This is a genomic window from Mesorhizobium sp. M7A.F.Ca.CA.001.08.2.1 (assembly GCF_003998455.1).
GTDB lineage: Bacteria > Pseudomonadota > Alphaproteobacteria > Rhizobiales > Rhizobiaceae > Mesorhizobium > Mesorhizobium ciceri.
Genome location: NZ_RZPW01000005.1, coordinates 1 through 17,533, shown reverse-complemented (window position 1 = coordinate 17,533; position 17,533 = coordinate 1). Strand labels below are relative to the sequence as shown.

Sequence of the window (17,533 nt, the reverse complement as noted above, 5' to 3'; positions counted from 1 at the left end):
ATTTCGGCAGCGTTGGCGATGCGGCTGGTTCCAAGTCACCTCATGCCGCGCGCCATGTCGATCATCCTCACCGGCGTTTCTGTCGCCTCCGTCTGCGCGGCTCCAATCGGCGCTTATGTCGGTGACATTTGGGGATGGCGAGCCTCGTTCAAGGTCGCCGCAATCGTGAGTGCCGTTGCGCTGCTCGTGCAACTCGTAACCATTCCGCCACTGCCTCCGATCGAAGTGCGCAGATTCCGCAGTCCGCTGGATGTCGCGAAGAATCCGGCGATGAAGGTTGCGGTGCTAGTCGTGCTATTGGTCGCTTCCGGCCATTTTGCCAGCTTCGCCTACATCCGCGCCTTTCTCGAGAGCGTTCCTGCGCTCGAAAAGAAGTCAATCCCGCTCGTGTTCCTTGCTTTTGGCACGGCCGGCGTCTTCGGCAATTTAGCCGGCGCATTCCTCACCAAACACAGTCTCAAGGCGGTCGCGGCCCTGCCGCCCCTGCTCATTGCCGTAGCCGCTGTCTCGCTCCTGACCATGGGAGCATCGGCCTTGACCTCGGCAATTGCAGTTGCCGTATGGGGCTTTGCTTTTGGCGCGGTCCCGGTCGGATTGCAGACATGGATGGTGCTACGCGCCGCTCCGAAACAGGCCGAGAGCGCTGGTGTACTGATGGTCATAACCTTCCAAGTGGCCATCGCAGCCGGCACAACTTTCGGTGGCCTATTGGTGGATCACACGGGTATTGCCAGTGTCTTTGTCTACAGCGCGGTTGCCACGTTCCTCGCTGTCTTGACAGTATTTTTGCTCGGCCCCAACCGCAAAACCTGACCGCCTGGTGGGGAGTGACGGTCGGCGGCGTTCACGCTATTGTCACCTCTGAGCTCGGCCCAAAGGCCGCGGCTTCGTCGTAACCATGCGGTCGATGGGGCAGCGCCAAATTGCTTCCTGCTCATCGCGTTGCGATAATACAGCGCGCTTATTGCGTCATCGTGTCCCCGGTCTCGGCTTCAATGCCCGGCTACTGGCTGCGGAGGCAGATGGGCGCCGGCGTCCCACCGACGACGATCGGTCTTTTCTCATGTAGCTGTCGGGGAAACGAGGCAGGTTTTCCGCCAGAACCCGCCAGTCGTCGCGCTCGCGTTCGCCTTCCTTGCGCGCACCGAACAACTGGATGATGATCTTGCCGTCGGACCCATATGCTTCGAGCGAGGTGACGTGACTGTCATTGGTCGGCTTGCGCACGGCCCAAACCTCACGGATTTGGTGGGTCCTGAGATGCAGCCGGAACGTTTCGTCCAGCACATGGATGCACGGCCCGATCTGCTTGACCGACTTGATTAAGCCGGAATGGGTCTGGATAGAACCTCGGTTGCCGACGAAGCACATGATCGGCAATTCGTCTTCGGCCGCACGCTGGAGCACGGCGCCAACTGCGGCATTGTCGAGCAGCCAAGCGTAATCCTGGCCGACCATGCGCAAAGCCTGGCAGCGGCTGAGCTTGAGCGTCTTTAGAAGGTTGACGTCAGTCAGCCGGCTCCAGTACTCGCGTAGGTCGTCCACCGTGCCGGCCCAGTCCGCAGTCCTCGCCCCCAGGTCGGCTACTCTCGCCTTAAGCGACATGGTCGGCTCCTGGTTGGCGGATACGAGCTCGGCCACCAGCTTTCGATAGGCATGAAGGTTGGAGACCGGCCTGAGATGCACCTTATGCACTGCTGCGCCGGCGGCGTCGAAGAATTGCAAACTGCGCTGGATTCCGCCGCGATGGCGCCTTTCAACAGCGAAACCATACCTCCAAGCCTGCGGGAAGACGCGAAGGTCGAATTCGTCACCAAGGACCATGGCGTGATTGTTGCCGGTTATCACTCTGTTGAAGACGCTAATCTTTTCGTGCACGGCACCTTGATTGCAGGTCAGCGCCGTCACTTCGCCCACGAATTCGAGGCCCGTCAGAAGGTGATTCATGCGCGGGTCGATGCGTGCCGCGCCGAAACCGCAATGGGCCGCGACCAGTTCCGCTTCCGAAATGGCCAATTGGGCGGCGAAATCACGCGCGGGAATGTTCGGACAGACTTCCCACGCACGCCGGATTTCGTTGGGCGACCGCTTCTTGCGCTGATCCATGTTTTTACCCCTGCCCCGTTCTTCTTTTGACGATCGATCGAAAAACGGGCCTCAGGGGTGTGCACGGCGGACGCGATCGATCGTCAGGCACATGCCAGTCGAATCCTGTCTCCGGGCGGTCAGCGGCCAATCGCCGGTAGAGAGCGATTGTTGGGTGGTCGGCGCCAATCGGCCGATCGAGCATTCGGGTACCACCGGCGGTGCTGCTTTCCCACTTAAGGCGGGTCTGATGGATCATATTGCTTTCCTTCGTTCTTCGATTGCGAGGGCAACCCAAAGGTGAATCGGCCGGCAATTTTGCCGCCGCAACGAAGGCTTCACAAAAATCGTGCCAGTTGCTCCGCGGCAAGCTCTGAACATCTTTGGCTCTGTTCATTGCTTTACGCGTGAGTGCATCGCGAACTCAGGCGCCCTTCCTGTGACGCGGACGCGACAAACCCGACAGTAAGTGTCGGTTGTCGGACGTCTCCCCAGCAATCGAGCATAAGAGACGTCGGGATGTCCTACGGTTTTTGACACGTCTTCCCTTTGGCACGGTCCATGCGAGATGATCCGCGAAAACGCCGGACCGAGGAGAAATCGAGCCATGATTACGCTCACCGACAACGCTGTTGCCGCCATCAAGGCCGCTCTTTACCGCGCCAGCGAGCCGGCGGAAGGATTTCGCATCATGGTCCATGCCGGCGGCTGCACCGGCTTCCAATACTCAATGGGCCTGGAGAGCGTCTCACGTGAGGGCGATGCGATCATCGAGCGAGATGGGCTCAAGGTGTTCATGGATAGAGGCTCCCAACCCCATGCCGCCGGCATGACCGTGGACTTCGTCACTGGGCTCGAAACATCCGGCTTTGTTTTCGATAACCCCAATGCGCGTGAGACGTGCGGCTGCGGCAAGTCCTGCAAATGATTGCGAGGGAACAGGCTATGTTCGACAATAGCGACGCCAAGGAATACTGCGTCGAACCGGTAACCGCCGGCGCTCTGGAACCGGCCGACACGCACTGTCGGCCCGGAACAATTGCGTTCGGTGATGCGCCAAATCGCGATCATCGATCGTTGCCGTGGGCAAGCAAACAAAATTGCCCGAAACAGCTGAATTCCCGGCGGATGCCGCCACCAAAGGGCAATGTCGACAGCGACCGGTCAGCAAGCCATCGCTCGCCCGGCCGCCCACCTTACCAGATACGATATGCGCCAGAGGTTCAATGGCCGCCCGCCTACCCTTGAATCATTTCAGCAGTTGAAGGATCACTCCCATGAACCCTGTCTATCTCGACAACAACGCAACGACGCGGGTTGATCCTGCAGTCGTTGGAGCGATGTTGCCTTTCTTTACGGAGCAATTTGGCAATCATTCGTCCATGCACGCCTATGGCGCATCGGTTGCTGAAGCCGTGAGAAAGGCGAGGCAACAGTTGCAAGCCCTCATCGGCGCGGGATTCGAGGACGAGATCATCTTCACCTCGGGCGGGACTGAAAGCGACAGTACAGCCATCCTTTCGGCGCTGGAGGTGATGCCCGACCGAACGGAAATAGTGACTTCCGCGGTTGAACATCCGGCCGTTCTGAAGTTGTGCGCGCACCTTGAGAAGACGCGCGGCGTCAAGGTGCACATTATCCCAGTCGATCACTACGGCCGGCTCGACCTGGACGCCTACAGAACCGCCCTCACCCCACAAGTGGCAATCGTCTCGATAATGTGGGCGAACAATGAGACCGGTACGATCTTTCCCGTGGTTAAGCTTGCCGATCTAGCCAGGGAAGTCGGCGCGCTTTTCCACACTGATGCAGTGCAGGCGGTCGGAAGGCTTCCGATTGAGCTGAAATCGACCGCGATCGACATGCTGTCGCTCTCCGCCCACAAGCTGCATGGTCCAAAGGGGATAGGCGCGCTTTATGTAAGACGTGGCGTGCGCTTCTCCTCCATGATCAAGGGTGGGCACCAAGAGCGCGACCGGCGTGCAGGCACTGAAAACACACCCGGCATAGTCGGACTGGGCATGGCGGCCGAACTCGCCTTGAAATTCATGGACGAGACAAAACGAATAAAATGGTTGCGCGACCGCCTTGAGAACGGGATCATCCAGCGCATCCCAAACACATCCATCAACGGCGATCCGCAAGAGCGATTGCCAAACACTGCAAACATTGGATTCGAAGGTATCGAAGGCGATGCAATTCCAATTGTCCTGAGCCGGCTGGGAATCGCCTGTTCCGCCGGGTCCGCCTGTGCCTCTGGCTCACTGGAACCGAGCCATGTTCTGATCGCTATGAACGCGGCATGTGGGGCAGTCCGCTTCTCCTTGTCGCGTGACAACGGCGAAGATGACGTAGACCGCGTGCTTGAGGTCCTGCCTGCGATCACCGAGAAGCTACGGGCCGTTCCCAGTGCTGGACTGTGCGGGCGAGGTGCAGAACAGCTTCATTCCGGCCCGGGTCCGAGCGGCACAATAGCCGACAAGCCGTGAGGTCTTCCTCAACGTGACGACCCTGCGCAATGGAGAGCAGTCAAACTCGGGGTCGCCTTCACCACTTCAGAAAAGCTTGAGATCGCCAAGTCTCTTGCCCAGCCGCCGTGCCAGAGGTCGGCACGCCGTCAGCAATGTCACCAATGCATCGACACCACAATTACGCGCCGGGAGAATACAATGAACTGCTCCGCTGATAGCCGCCCGATCGATCGCACCGATATCCTAGCGCGACTGAAGGGCCTGTCGGCCGCGGAGGACTTCTTCGCCTGCCTTGGCGTCTCCTATGACCCGAAAGTGATGAATGTCTCGCGGCTCCATATCATGAAGCGCGTGGGCCAATACCTTGCCGAAGAAGATTTCTCCGGTCTGCCTAACCAGGTAATCGCCGCGCGGGTGCGCGCCAAGCTGGAACGCGCCTACGAAGATTTCGCGACTTCCTCGCCGCTCACGCAACGTGTGTTCAAGGTGCTAAGGGACCACGATCCAAACATATGTCCCGCACCTGGCCGCGCCTTCGTCCCGCTCGACTCTGCACTGAAGCGGTTCGGAAAGTAATGAGCCCGACACGGCTGCGACGCGACAATGTCGAGAAGTCGACAAATCCAGTCCTCATGACGCCTCCTCGGAAGCAAACGAAGCCACCTTCTGGAATAGAGGCAGGAAGACGACTTGGCATGAACGATGCAGGCAATGAGGTGAACCGCCAAGCACGAATCCGGACTGGGAGCTTAGAGAAACCGCCAATGCATATCGTAGTCTGCATCAAGCAGGTGCCGGATTCGGCACAGATCCGCGTGCACCCGGTGACGAACACGATCATGCGTCAGGGTGTTCCGACCATCATCAATCCTTACGACCTGTTCGCCCTGGAAGAAGCGCTCAAACTGCGCGACGTTCATGGTGGCGAGGTTACTGTGCTCACAATGGGTCCGCCCATGGCGGAGGACTCGCTGCGAAAGGCGCTCGGTTACGGTGCTGACCGAGCAGTTCTCTTGACGGACCGCTATTTTGCCGGATCCGATACGCTGGCGACTTCCTTTGCTCTTTCGCAAGCAATCGCAAAAATTGGGGAGACTTTCGGCAGGCCGGACATCGTCTTCACCGGCAAGCAGACGATTGACGGCGATACCGCCCAGGTCGGACCGGGCATAGCCAAGCGCCTAGATTTATCGCAACTTACCTATGTCGCGAAGATTGCCTCCATCGACCGCGATACGCGAGAGATCGAAGTCGCGCGTCGCGCCGAAGGCGGCACCCAGTTGCTGAAGAGCAGACTCCCTTGCCTCATTACAATGCTGGAAGACACCAACGAAATCCGCCGGGGCTCGCTCCAGCAGGCTCTGTGCGCGGCGCGCAGCCAAGTCGTGAAGTGGACTGCAGCCGACGCCGGCATTGACGATCTCACCCGGTGCGGTCTGCGTGGCTCGCCTACAGTCGTCAAGCGTGTTTTCGCCCCCACCGCACGGGCAGAAAGGGCGGCGCAGATCGACACCGCGGAAAGGGGCTTGCAGGACATAGCCGATGAACTCATCGCCGATATCTTAACCCGCCGGCCGGCGCTGGAACATGAGCTGGCCTTCAACAGCGGCACGTGACGGCCAGGAGCAGAAAATGTCGACCGCAAGCCAAACTACCCCTCGCATTGCCCCCGGCCGTGCCGGTGTAAAGAAAGAACTTCCCGACCGTTTCAAAGACTACCGGCACGTGTGGGTCTTCCTCGAGCTCGAACGCGGCAATGTGCATCCTGTATCATTCGAACTGCTGGGCGAAGGCCGCAAATTAGCCGACAAGCTTGAAGTCCAGCTCGCGGGCGTCGTGCTGGGACCGCCGGGCGAGATGGTCGAGGACGCTGTTGCCGAGGCCTTCGCTTACGGGGCGGATCTTGTCTACATCGTCGATGCGCCGCCGCTCGCCGACTACCGGAACGAGCCGTTCGCCAAGGCGCTCACGGATCTGGTCAATACCCATAAACCCGAAATCCTCCTTCTCGGCGCGACCACACTGGGCAGGGATCTTGCAGGCTCGGTAGCGACGACCCTGCAGACGGGGCTCACGGCCGACTGCACCGAACTTGATGTAGATTCCGACGGTTCACTCGCCGCGACCCGTCCGACTTTTGGTGGCTCATTGTTGTGTACGATCTATACACTAAATTACCGGCCGCAAATGGCGACGGTGCGACCAAGGGTCATGCCTATGCCGCAACGGGTGGATAAGCCGGTCGGGCGTGTCATGCGGCACAAGCTGTCGCTCGTTGAGGACGATATCGTCACCAAAGTCCTCGGCTTCCTACCGGATAACCAGTCGGCAATGGCAAATCTTGCCTATGCGGATGTCGTGGTTGCGGGAGGCCTCGGTCTCGGAGCGGCGGAGAACCTTCAGCTTGTGAAGAATCTTGCCCGAGCGATCGGCGCCGAGCATGGCTGTTCGCGCCCCTTGGTCCAGAAGGGCTGGATGCCGGCTGATCGACAGATTGGACAAACTGGCAAGACCATTCGACCGAAGCTTTACATCGCGGCCGGAATTTCCGGCGCCATCCAGCACCGAGTTGGGGTCGAGGGGGCCGATCTCATCGTCGCGATCAACACCGATCCGAACGCGCCGATTTTCGAGTTCGCCCACCTCGGGATCGTCACGGATGCAATCCGCTTCCTGCCCGCACTGACGGAAGCCTTCACCCGGCGGCTGTCGCCGCACAGTCGAGACAAGCTTGCGAGTTGAGGGAGAGGACATGATTGAACAATTCGATGCCATTGTGGTCGGAGCTGGCATGTCTGGAAACGCAGCTGCTTACACTTTGGCAAGCCAGGGGCTGAAGGTACTGCAGTTGGAGCGCGGGGAATATCCGGGCTCCAAGAACGTCCAGGGTGCCATAATGTACGCGAACATGCTGGAGAAGATCATCCCGGACTTCCGCGATGATGCGCCCCTCGAGCGGCACCTGGTCGAACAGCGACTTTGGGTGATGGACGACACGTCTCACACCGGAATTCATTACCGGTCGGACGACTTCAATGAGGCGAAACCCAACCGCTACACGATCATCCGCGCCCAGTTCGACAAATGGTTTTCCCGCAAGGTGCGCGAGGCTGGCGCGACGGTCCTGTGTGAGACGACCGCGACGGAACTCGTCCGTGATGGCAATGGCAAGGTGATCGGCGTCCGCACAGACCGGGCTGGCGGAGTGGTCTTCGCGAATGTGGTCGTTCTCGCAGAAGGGGTGTCGGGATTGCTTGGCACTCGCGCAGGCCTGCGCGAGATGCCGAAGCCGGAGACCGTGGCGCTTGCCGTCAAGGAAATGCATTTCTTGCCCGAAGAGGTCATTGGCCAGCGGTTCGGTGTCAAGGGCGATGAAGGCTGCGTAATCGAGGCCGTGGGCACGATCTCTCGCAGCATGGCCGGGCTCGGCTTCCTTTACACCAATAAGGAGTCGATTTCACTCGGCATCGGCTGCCTGGTCTCGGATTTCGCCGCGACGATGGAGAGCCCGTCCGCCCTCCTGGATGCGATGAAAAACCATCCTTCGATCCGGCCGCTGATCGCTGGCTCGGAGGTGAAAGAATATGCCGCCCATCTTATCCCCGAAGGTGGTTACAGGGCCATTCCGCAGCTCTTCGGCGACGGTTGGGTCATCGTCGGCGACGCAGCGCAACTGAACAATGCCATTCACCGTGAGGGTTCGAACCTTGCCATGACCTCGGGTCGCGTCGCGGCTGAGGCGATCATCAAAGTCAAAAGCCGCAACGGTCCTATGACCAAAGCGAACCTTGCGCTCTACAAGACGATGCTGGATGACTCCTTTGTGATCAAGGATCTTAAGAAATACAAGGACATGCCAGCCTTACTCCACACCAATTCCAGCAACTTTTTTGACAGCTATCCGCGGTTGATGTCGCATGCCGCTCAGAACTTCATGCGTGTCGACGGCACGCCGAAGATCGAGAAGGAAAAGAACACCACGGCCGCCTTCATCAACGCGCGCTCGCGCTGGGGGTTGGTCAGCGACGCGGTCCGCCTGGCATTGGCATGGCGCTGAAGAGGGTACAAGATGACGATCGCAGTGACGAAGGTTCGTGTCGAGGACAAACTTTACCAGAACCGCTATCTGGTCGATTCCGGCCGCCCCCATATCATAGTGCGACCGCACGACAAGCCAAGCGCGAACTTGCTTGCCTTGACCTACGTCTGTCCGGCGAAATGCTATGAGTTGAATGACAAGGGTCAAGTCGAGATCACCGCCGACGGCTGCATGGAATGCGGCACCTGCCGGATATTGTGCGAGAAAGGCGGCGACATCGAGTGGAACTATCCGCGCGGCGGCTTTGGTGTCCTGTTCAAGTTCGGATGATCAGCCGGTGCCAAGAGCATGCCGGCAGCGAGCAACTGCGGCACACCATGAGCCTCTCCATCCACTTGCAAAGAGCTAGTGAATATTGGCCTTTCGCAATTCAAATTTCCTTGACTCGTTAGCGGTGTCCTCAGGCCACGGCGCTGCCCTGTGCGCCGGACTTATCACCGGTCACGTGGTCGAGCCCCTTTGGGACAACGCCCGGCCATCGTGCCGGATGGCAGCCACAACGGCCGGTGAGCAAGTGGAACGGCACAACCCATGGCAAAGACGTATGTGCTAGTGCATGGTGCCTGGCATGGCGGATGGTGTTGGCGGGACGTGGCTGCCAATCTTCGCAAGATGGGATGCCACGTGACCACGCCGACCAGGTGTCGGCGAACGCGCACATTTGCTGTGCAAGGACATCACGCCCGACACATTCGTGACCGACATCGTCAACCACATTGTGACGGAAGAGCTGAGCGATGTGATCCTTGTCGGTCACAGTCTAGGCGGCATCAGCATCACCGGCGCCGCCGACCGGATACCCGACCATATCAGCCATCTCGTTTATCTCGACGGCGCCATCGTCGAGAGCGGTCAAAGTGTATTCAGCACCATGCCCCCCGACATCGTCGCCGCCCGTCGAAAATTGGTTGCGGAGGAAGGACGGGGTATCTTCATGCCGACTCCGCCGCCAACAGCATTCGGCATTCCCGAGGGACACTCGCTCACGGACTGGGTGCGGCGCCGGATAACACCGCATCCGGCAGGCACCTACGAAAGCGGACTTAAGCTCGAGCACCCGCTCGGCAACGGCAGACCCCGAACCTATGTCGTCTGCACTAATCCACTCCACCCGCCGATGGCGGGAGCGCGAGAATGGGTCGCGAAGCAGGATGGCTGGGCGTGGCAGGAACTCGCCACTGGCCACGACGCAATGATCCTCGCGCCGACGGAAGTTGCTCTCCTTCTTAGCGCAGTCGGCTGAGGAACCAAGTAGGGTGAGCGGCGGCCGATTCTCAGGCCGTGGCCTTGAGCTCTGGTGCACGGATAGGCCCAACGGGTCGTTCCGGTGGCGCCACCGAAACCACTAGGCGGGAGTGGCCTGTCCTGCCGACGTCGCAAGCTTGCGAGCGTTCCGCCGCGGCCGCAGCCCGTAGCGCCGGGCAACCTCCGAGATCACCGCGTCGGCTCCAGGGTCTCGGAGATGACTCCGTGCCTTGTCGTCCATCGACCAATGCCGCCGACCAACAGCGCCGTTGATCACCCTCGAAAACGCCGAGGCTGCCGCTCAGGGTCAATCGTAAGTTCAAGTTCAGACACAAGCCGATCTCCGATCCACCTCAGAATCGGCAGGCCCACAGATCGCGGGTCCTCCTGGAAGGACACAGCGCTTACCCTTGAAATATGGAGAACCATGGCTTTGCGCCGTCGGCAGTTGAGCTGATCTCGCAATGCTATTTCCCCGGCAACGTCCGAGCCGGAGAACTGCGTGCTTGGCGTTCTCCTCTGGAAGGAACCAATCTTTCGGAACGTGGCAATGTCATCGACGAGCTCTCACGGGCCAGCACGATGCCGGTTCGGCGCATCGGCGCCCGCCTGAACACGAGATGGGCACTTGCGATTCTAACGATACGGCCGGACGGGGGCTGGGACCGCGGCGGACGGAGCGTGACGGCTGATCGACACAATGGAGAAGGCCGGCTGGGTTCAGGCTAATGCGGCTCGAATTCTCGGCCTCAAGCTGCGACAAGTCGGCTAGGCGATACGCCGGCATAGTATCGAGGTGAAGGAACTTCTAAGAGCCTGATGAGCCAATCGTCAGGCCAGTGGTCTTGCGCGCCCTGTGCGCGACAAGGAGTGCTTCGTGCTTCTGAACGGATTTGGACTTGCACTGTCGCAAGCAGGACAAAATTGTGTCGCGCCGGCCTGACACAATGCGATATCGACCCGAATAGTGAACTGAAGCCGCTTTTTTCAGTTGGTATGGCTCTTGCACCTTGAACCGCGACGTTACCAGCAACGGAGCCGTTTGATGTCCTCACCGACAGTTTCGATTGAGGGGCCGACTAGCACGACATCCGAGGGTTTTCTGGCAGCCGCGAAATCCGGTGGCTGCGCATCGTCCTCCTACGGCTCGTCGCCGACCAGCCCGGGCGAAGGGGATCCGGCTATTTGGGAAAGGATCAAGGATCACCCCTGCTTTTCGGAGGAAGCGCATCATTATTTCGCGCGTATGCATGTGGCGGTCGCGCCGGCTTGCAATGTCCAGTGCAACTATTGCAATCGCAAATACGATTGCGCCAACGAGAGCCGGCCTGGTGTTGTGTCTGAGAAGTTGACGCCCGACCAAGCGCTACGCAAGGTCATCGCCGTTGCCAACAAAGTTCCGCAGCTTTCGGTTCTTGGCATCGCTGGGCCGGGGGATGCCTGTTACGATTGGGAGAAAACGAAGGCAACGCTCGACCGCGTCATCAGGGAAATCCCCGACATAAAGCTGTGCGTCTCCACTAATGGGCTCGTGCTGCCGGACCATGTCGCCGAGCTTGCCGAAATGAATGTTGATCACGTGACGGTCACCATCAACATGGTCGACCCGGAAGTCGGCGCGAAGATCTATCCATGGATCTTTTATGAAAATCGCCGCTACTTCGGCATCGAAGCCGCTCGAATCTTGCACGCGCGGCAGATGCTGGGCCTGGAGATGCTGAGCGCGCGCGGCATCCTCACCAAAATCAACTCGGTGATGATTCCTGGAGTGAACGACCAGCACCTGTTTGAGGTGAACAAAATGGTCAGGGAGCGGGGCGCGTTTCTGCACAACGTGATGCCTCTGATTTCGGACCCGGCGCACGGTACCCACTACGGACTCATCGGGCAGCGCGGCCCAACGGCAATGGAGATGATGGCTCTTCAGGATCGACTTGAAGGTGGCGCCAAGTTGATGCGCCACTGCCGGCAGTGCCGGGCAGATGCTGTCGGCCTGCTCGGTGAAGATCGTGGCCAGGAATTCACGCTGGACGGGATTCCCGACGATGTCGCCTACGATGCTGGCAAGCGTCAGGCCTATCGGCAGGTGGTCGCACACGAGCGCCGTGATCATGAGGCGGCGAGGAGCGAGGCCATCGGTATGGTCAAGGCAACAGACTCCGAAAAGTCGCTTCTGGTTGCGGTGGCCACTAAGGGAGGTGGACGGGTCAACGAACACTTCGGCCACGCGAAGGAATTCCAGGTTTATGAAGTCTCGCCTAGAGGGATCAGCTTGGTCGGGCATCGGAAGGTCGAGCGGTATTGCCTCGGAGGCGGGGGCGAAGACGCCATCCTCGAGGGCGTCATCGCAGCGCTCGAAGGCATACACATAGTGCTATGCGCCAAGATCGGAAATCGCCCGAAGGAACAACTCTCGCGAGCTGGACTGCGCGTAACCGACGCCTATGGCCATGACTACATCGAGACCGCAGTCAGCGCACTTTACGCGGCAGAGTTTGGGATCAGACCACTAGCGGCGACGGCCTGAGCCGTCTCGTCCGATAACCAGGAGTTAGAATGGCTTTAAAGATCATCGCATCCCAATGTACCCAATGCGGGGCCTGCGAGTTCGAATGTCCTTCGGAAGCGATCAAGTTCAAGGGCGACGCCTATGTGATCGATCCAAACAAGTGCACCGAATGCAAGGAGGCCTTCGATACGCAGCAATGCGTGTCGGTCTGTCCGGTACCGAAAACCTGCGTTCCCGCTTGATTCCTACCGAAACGGTCGGGTTCGCCGCACGACGACGCCTGCAACCCGCGACCACAACAAAAGCCTCGAGAAAGGAATGGACAGCATGTGGTCCAGACGCGAACAGGAGGTCGAAATCGGCAGACCGCCACGGTTCATGCAGGGTGAGCGGGTCCGTGCGATACGCCACATAAAAAACGACGGCACCTATCCCGGCAAGGAGATCGGCGAAAACCTCGTGCGGAAGGGCGACGAAGGCTACGTGCGCGACATTGGAACCTTTCTCCAGCAATTCTTCATCTATGCGGTCGAATGGATCGATCGTGGCACGGTCGTCGGCATGCGAGCGCGCGAACTCATTAGCCTCGACAAAGTCGAGGTTCCCTGCGGAGCTGAAGGCATTTCCAACGGGGGAACAGCCGGATGAAAGTAATGATTCGCAGGACTGCTACTGGCTTGTCGGCTTATGTCCCCAAGAAGGATCTCGAAGAGCCGATCACCGAGATTGAGAACGCTGACTTATGGGGCGGGACCGTGACGCTCAGGAACGGTTGGCGGCTCATGCTGCCCGACCTTCCGCGCGACACGCGTTTGCCGATCACCGTCGAGGCGATGAAGATTTCCGACGGGGCCTGATGCCGGTGGGTTCAGTGGCGGAGAGGAAACGCGTATGAACACGATGCTGAGCTGGGACCATCTCGTCGTCGTCCGGGGCAGTTTTGCCAAAAAACTGATTGACCTGCTGAACGGCGCTCTCAAGGCCGATCGAGTGATCCCCTATCTCGGTCCTGGTCTTCTGCAGCTTAACCCACCGGAATCACCTGTACCTTGCACCCCTGAAGATGTCGCCGCGGCCCTCAACAAGCGGGCGCCTGCCCCTTCCAGGATTCGCACCAATATGTGGTCGGTCGCGCAGTTTATCGAGCAGCGCCGACATCGTCGGACTCTCCAAGCGTGGATGGCGGAGATATTCGCAGCCCCCGCCGAGCCGACCGTTCTTCACGCCTGGCTCGCAACCCTTCAACTGTCTGTCATCATCGACAGCTGGTACGATGGCGCCATGCGAGCAGCCCTTGCAGAGGCCGGCCAAACAGACGTTGTCGAGATACAAGGAACGACGCGCGCGACCGGAATCGGTAACATCTGGACGAGAACTTACGATTTGTCAGGAACAGAACTCGAGGCCGAACAAGTGGCTAGGACGGTGCTCTATGCGCCGCACGGCAGCGTCAGGCCGGCGGCAAACTTCCTCGTGGCTGATTCCGATTACGTCGAAGTCCTAACCGAAATTGATATCCAGACGCCGATCCCGGACGCGGTGAAGCAACGGCGCGTCAACCGGGGTTTTTTCTTCGTGGGCTGCCGCTTCAACGATCAGATGCTGCGCACATATGCCAGACAGCTGATGAAGCGCTCCACTGGCCCACATTTTGCGGTGATCGATTCGGCTACGCTGACCAGAAACGAACGTCGTTTCCTTGCCGAAGGCGCAATCACGGTCATCGACATGCCGATCCGCAACGCCGCGGCTCGCCTTGTCGGGGTCGATGCTAGCCAGGATTAATGGCCGGCGATTGCTGGTGAGTCGCTGCTTGCCTCCAAGGGCGAAAACTCAGTTGGGAATACATTCGTGAGTAGTAATGCTAGTGGCAGCACAACGTAGGCTCTGAATTCGTTGGGCGATGTGAAAGGGTCCGCTGCTGCGGGACGTGAGCACGTTGCGGCGGCATTACGCACATGATCTTGTGACCCCCGTGGCAAAAGAACTGAAGCGCCCGAGTCGCGACAACATATGCAGCGCTCAATGGCTTCGACAAAAATTCGGCACAGTTTCGACAGTTCGCATGCACCTCCAGGGTCAACGAGGTTGATTATGCCTGTTTATGTGGGTCGGCCACGCGAGCAGGAATTCCCACTACCTTTGCCCCGGCGGGAACATCTCGTGTGACCACGCAGCCAGCGCCTACCACTGCATTATCACCAATCGTGACGCCAGGCAGAATGATTGCTCCACCGCCGATCCAGACACGGCTGCCAATGTGAACAGGACGCCCGACCTGCAGGCCGGCCTGCCGCTGCTCGGCATCATGTGGATGATCGGCGGTATAAATCTGCACAGCAGGCCCAATTGCCGTTCCTTGCCCGATTTTGACCTCTACCACGTCAAGAATAACGCAGTTGAAGTTGATGTAGGCATTGGCTCCAATGCGGATATTGAATCCGTAGTCGCAAAAAAAGGGCGGACGGATGACCGTTCCGCGCCCAACCTCTCCCAGCCGCTCGGACAAAAGCTCATGCCAATGCCCCGTGGTCTGCCCCAGCGTATCATTGTACCGCTTGAGCCAAGCCCCGGTGGCCAACAGGTCAGCTTGGATCTCCGGATCCGCCGCATTGTAAAACTCGCCTGCGAGCATCTTTTCTTTTTGGCTACGCATCATAGTCTCCCGTCAGGTCGTGTCCCGTACAGTGATGCAGGAACGCACATCAAACTGCCTCGGCAACTTTGTAACTCGGTCTTGCCGGGCGCGCGGTCGGTCACGAGCCGGGGCGACAGTTTCGTCTCGACCAACTTCCGCGAATTTGGATATCGCAGATCAACCGGTCGCAGGGGCCAATACCTGACGAGGTCGGCAACTGTCCAGCGGTCGAACTCACTTTCATGCCCATCTCAGATTGCGTGATATCGAGCGGTAAGCCATCAGCTAATGTATCGACCAGGTCCCGCCAGCGGAGATCTGCGCGTCGCCTCTACGCATGCTGGCGTGTCACCAATAATACATCGATTATTTCTGGATCCAGGCACGTCGAATTGATTTGCCCTTGCGGTGTAGAGCGAAGTTCCTAGCCATAGGATTACTCCTTTTTAGTTTGTCAGTCGCAGAGCCCCAGTATGACTACGTGGTAGAAAGCACACGGCCGGAATCTTGGCAGCGCTGTTCACACCCACTTCGTAAGCCTGGCCGATGGGCTCGCCAGAGCACCAATGCTTGACCTGCTCCAGCTCTTGCTCGGCGGGTTGTTTCAGAGACGCTTGATCTCGATACCGCGTTTTCTCAGCACGTAGCCGATCTGGCGCGGGGTCAAACCGAGCAGGCGCGCCGCCTTTGCCTGCACCCAGCCACACTTTTCCATGGCAGCAATGACCGTATCGGCATCGGGCACCCTACCACGACTCGTGGCAGGGCCTATCGGCGCTTGCCCGTCGCCGACGGGCGGGGCGGCACAGGCGGCGGAAGGCTCGATCGTAGTCGACTTCTCTGACGTCGGCGGTCCGTTCTTCCACAGCGCCGCGGCCAAGCACTGATCCGCGTAACAGGCAAAGTCAGTTCTGAGGATTGATGGACCCGTCGCCAGAACTGCCGTCCGTTGAACGCAGTTTTCGAGCTCTCGGATGTTGCCTGGAAATTCGCAGTTCATTAGCACCTCAATCGCTTCGGGAGCGAAGGTCAGCGTGTGATCATTCTCAGTATTGAAATTCTTGAGAAACTGAGCGGCCAAGAGCGGAATATCACCTCGCCTTTCGCGCAATGCCGGCACGCGTAAAGTGACGACGTTGATGCGATAATAGAGGTCTTGCCGGAACTCCTTGCGTTGAACTGCCGTTTCCAAGTCCCTGTTCGTTGCGGCAATCACGCGAACATCAACTTTAATGGTGTGGTTGCTGCCGACGCGCTCAAACTCCTGCTCCTGCAGGACACGCAGCAGCTTAGCCTGGAACGAACCTGATATTTCGCCAATCTCGTCCAGAAACAATGTGCCTTTGTCGGCAGCCTCAAAGCGCCCCTTGCGCAAACTGCTCGCGTCGGTGAAGGCACCCTTCTCATGACCGAACAAGTCAGATTCCAGAAGCGTCTCGGTGAGCGCCGCGCAATTGACCTTGATGAAGGGCTGCTTGGCGCGAGGCGAGAGCTCGTGAATGGCTTTGGCAACCAGCTCCTTACCGGTTCCGGATTCACCTCGCAACAGGACCGTAGTCTTCGCCTTGGCCACCTTGACAAGGTGCTCACGCAGCTTGCGCAGCGCCTGACTATCGCCAAGCATCTCCTTGCTGATCTTTTTACGTTCCATTTGGCAGCCCATCCCACTCCGCCACCCGCCGGTAGAACTGCACTGGACGGTGAGCTGTGTTGTATTTCGTCATCATCATTCTCGATCTCACCTTTGTTGCTTCGAAATTTTCGGCGCGCGGACGCCCTCGGCAAATGGCAATGGCGCCTGAGCATCGTTGCCTTTCACCAGGACGAGCGTCTTCCTCCGCGCGGGCGCTCGCAATATGCGGTTTGCGCAGGCCTTTACTCGACCGGTCGCTGTTCTGTCCGGCTTCTGCCGCACCGCAGCCTGCAAACTCATCCTTGACAAGAAAGGAGGGGAGTCAACCGAGCTCTCCTTGCATTTATGCAAGGAAAATTGTCAGTTTGATAGAATTCTATCAAAACGGCAGAAACGCCCCGCCCCAGTTTGGCTGTACCTGCGGCGTTCAGCGTACGTGACGACATGTGCGGACTTGTCCCAATTGCCATCCGAGTTGTGCGGAACAGTAGCTGCTGCGCTGTTCGCTTCAACCGCGTGAGGCCGGAGACAGTAGAGACGGCGGCTCGTCGAGCGAGGTTTCATTGTTCGGCTACTAAACCGGCTGTCCTTTGGTGGGAGTTGGTTTCGCCCAAGTTCTGGGCCTGGGGGCGTCTAGCCCGTTTCGCCGCACAGGCTCCTTCCAAATCGTCGAGGCCGAGAAGGAGGGACCCCACAGCTCTCCCTGTATCACAATGCCCCGCCCCTCAAGCAGCTAGATACGACAGGTGACCTCAAATGAGGCGTCTTGCATGGCTTCTACACCTGCCTGAATGCCAGAACTGCGTTCGTACCGCCCATGGCGAAGGCGTTGCTCATGGCGACGCGCACCTTG

General features: G+C 59.0%; 17 protein-coding genes and 2 pseudogenes. 16 read left to right on the top strand and 3 right to left on the bottom strand.

Going from position 1 to position 17,533, the window contains the following annotated elements; translation table 11 throughout:
• On the top strand, window positions 1–813 hold an 813-nt coding region (locus EN914_RS00830; RefSeq protein ID WP_245497793.1), incomplete at its 5' end, for an MFS transporter.
• A gap of 261 nt (window positions 814–1,074) precedes the next feature.
• Here the strand turns inward: EN914_RS00830 and EN914_RS00825 are convergent.
• Window positions 1,075–2,106, bottom strand: a pseudogene (locus EN914_RS00825) (hemin-degrading factor); the annotation flags it as partial.
• 586 nt (window positions 2,107–2,692) lie between these two features.
• Between EN914_RS00825 and EN914_RS00820 the strand changes: the two are divergent.
• The 15 genes from EN914_RS00820 (at window position 2,693) to EN914_RS00750 (ending at window position 14,194) form a co-directional block, all read left to right on the top strand.
• Window positions 2,693–3,013 carry an iron-sulfur cluster assembly accessory protein gene (locus EN914_RS00820; RefSeq protein WP_024505241.1) on the top strand — a complete coding sequence of 107 codons (321 nt, stop codon included), beginning with the start codon at window positions 2,693–2,695 and terminating at the stop codon, window positions 3,011–3,013.
• A 17-nt stretch (window positions 3,014–3,030) separates the two neighbouring features.
• Window positions 3,031–3,333: a hypothetical protein gene (locus tag EN914_RS00815; RefSeq protein WP_127231682.1), complete on the top strand. Its 303-nt coding sequence runs from the start codon at window positions 3,031–3,033 to the stop codon at window positions 3,331–3,333.
• Between the two features lie 29 nt (window positions 3,334–3,362).
• A complete protein-coding gene (gene nifS / locus EN914_RS00810) occupies window positions 3,363–4,574 on the top strand; it encodes a cysteine desulfurase NifS (RefSeq protein ID WP_024505240.1) in 1,212 nt (403 codons plus the stop codon).
• Window positions 4,575–4,754: 180 nt separating this feature from the next.
• On the top strand, window positions 4,755–5,132 hold the full coding sequence (gene nifW, locus EN914_RS00805; protein ID WP_024505239.1) for a nitrogenase stabilizing/protective protein NifW: 378 nt from the start codon (window positions 4,755–4,757) through the stop codon (window positions 5,130–5,132).
• A gap of 188 nt (window positions 5,133–5,320) precedes the next feature.
• Window positions 5,321–6,172 carry an electron transfer flavoprotein subunit beta/FixA family protein gene (locus EN914_RS00800; protein WP_024505238.1) on the top strand — a complete coding sequence of 284 codons (852 nt, stop codon included), beginning with the start codon at window positions 5,321–5,323 and terminating at the stop codon, window positions 6,170–6,172.
• A gap of 16 nt (window positions 6,173–6,188) precedes the next feature.
• Window positions 6,189–7,298: an electron transfer flavoprotein subunit alpha/FixB family protein gene (locus EN914_RS00795; RefSeq protein WP_024505237.1), complete on the top strand. Its 1,110-nt coding sequence runs from the start codon at window positions 6,189–6,191 to the stop codon at window positions 7,296–7,298.
• A 10-nt stretch (window positions 7,299–7,308) separates the two neighbouring features.
• The gene (locus tag EN914_RS00790) at window positions 7,309–8,613 is read left to right on the top strand and encodes an FAD-binding protein (protein ID WP_024505236.1); all 1,305 of its coding nucleotides are present in this window, start codon (window positions 7,309–7,311) and stop codon (window positions 8,611–8,613) included.
• Between the two features lie 12 nt (window positions 8,614–8,625).
• A complete protein-coding gene (locus tag EN914_RS00785) occupies window positions 8,626–8,925 on the top strand; it encodes a ferredoxin family protein (RefSeq protein ID WP_024505235.1) in 300 nt (99 codons plus the stop codon).
• Window positions 8,926–9,316: 391 nt separating this feature from the next.
• Window positions 9,317–9,898: an alpha/beta fold hydrolase gene (locus EN914_RS00780; protein ID WP_338101325.1), complete on the top strand. Its 582-nt coding sequence runs from the start codon at window positions 9,317–9,319 to the stop codon at window positions 9,896–9,898.
• Window positions 9,899–10,600: 702 nt separating this feature from the next.
• The gene (locus tag EN914_RS38955) at window positions 10,601–10,672 is read left to right on the top strand and encodes a helix-turn-helix domain-containing protein (protein ID WP_245467364.1); all 72 of its coding nucleotides are present in this window, start codon (window positions 10,601–10,603) and stop codon (window positions 10,670–10,672) included.
• 273 nt (window positions 10,673–10,945) lie between these two features.
• Window positions 10,946–12,427, top strand: coding sequence for a nitrogenase cofactor biosynthesis protein NifB (gene nifB / locus EN914_RS00770; RefSeq protein WP_024505233.1), 1,482 nt, complete (start codon window positions 10,946–10,948; stop codon window positions 12,425–12,427).
• A 29-nt stretch (window positions 12,428–12,456) separates the two neighbouring features.
• The gene (locus EN914_RS00765; RefSeq protein ID WP_024505232.1) at window positions 12,457–12,651 is read left to right on the top strand and encodes a 4Fe-4S binding protein; all 195 of its coding nucleotides are present in this window, start codon (window positions 12,457–12,459) and stop codon (window positions 12,649–12,651) included.
• 85 nt (window positions 12,652–12,736) lie between these two features.
• Complete coding sequence (locus EN914_RS00760) at window positions 12,737–13,057, top strand: nitrogen fixation protein NifZ (RefSeq protein WP_024505231.1); 321 nt, start codon at window positions 12,737–12,739, stop codon at window positions 13,055–13,057.
• Complete coding sequence (gene nifT, locus EN914_RS00755; protein ID WP_024505230.1) at window positions 13,054–13,266, top strand: putative nitrogen fixation protein NifT; 213 nt, start codon at window positions 13,054–13,056, stop codon at window positions 13,264–13,266. The genes EN914_RS00760 and nifT overlap by 4 nt, the downstream gene beginning before the upstream one ends.
• 34 nt (window positions 13,267–13,300) lie before the next feature.
• Window positions 13,301–14,194 carry an SIR2 family protein gene (locus EN914_RS00750; RefSeq protein WP_024505229.1) on the top strand — a complete coding sequence of 298 codons (894 nt, stop codon included), beginning with the start codon at window positions 13,301–13,303 and terminating at the stop codon, window positions 14,192–14,194.
• Between the two features lie 307 nt (window positions 14,195–14,501).
• Here the strand turns inward: EN914_RS00750 and EN914_RS00745 are convergent, their stop codons facing one another.
• Complete coding sequence (locus tag EN914_RS00745) at window positions 14,502–15,068, bottom strand: sugar O-acetyltransferase (RefSeq protein WP_024505228.1); 567 nt, start codon at window positions 15,066–15,068, stop codon at window positions 14,502–14,504.
• 583 nt (window positions 15,069–15,651) lie between these two features.
• A pseudogene (gene nifA, locus EN914_RS00740) lies at window positions 15,652–16,695 on the bottom strand (nif-specific transcriptional activator NifA); the annotation flags it as partial.
• Window positions 16,696–17,533 lie beyond the last annotated feature (838 nt).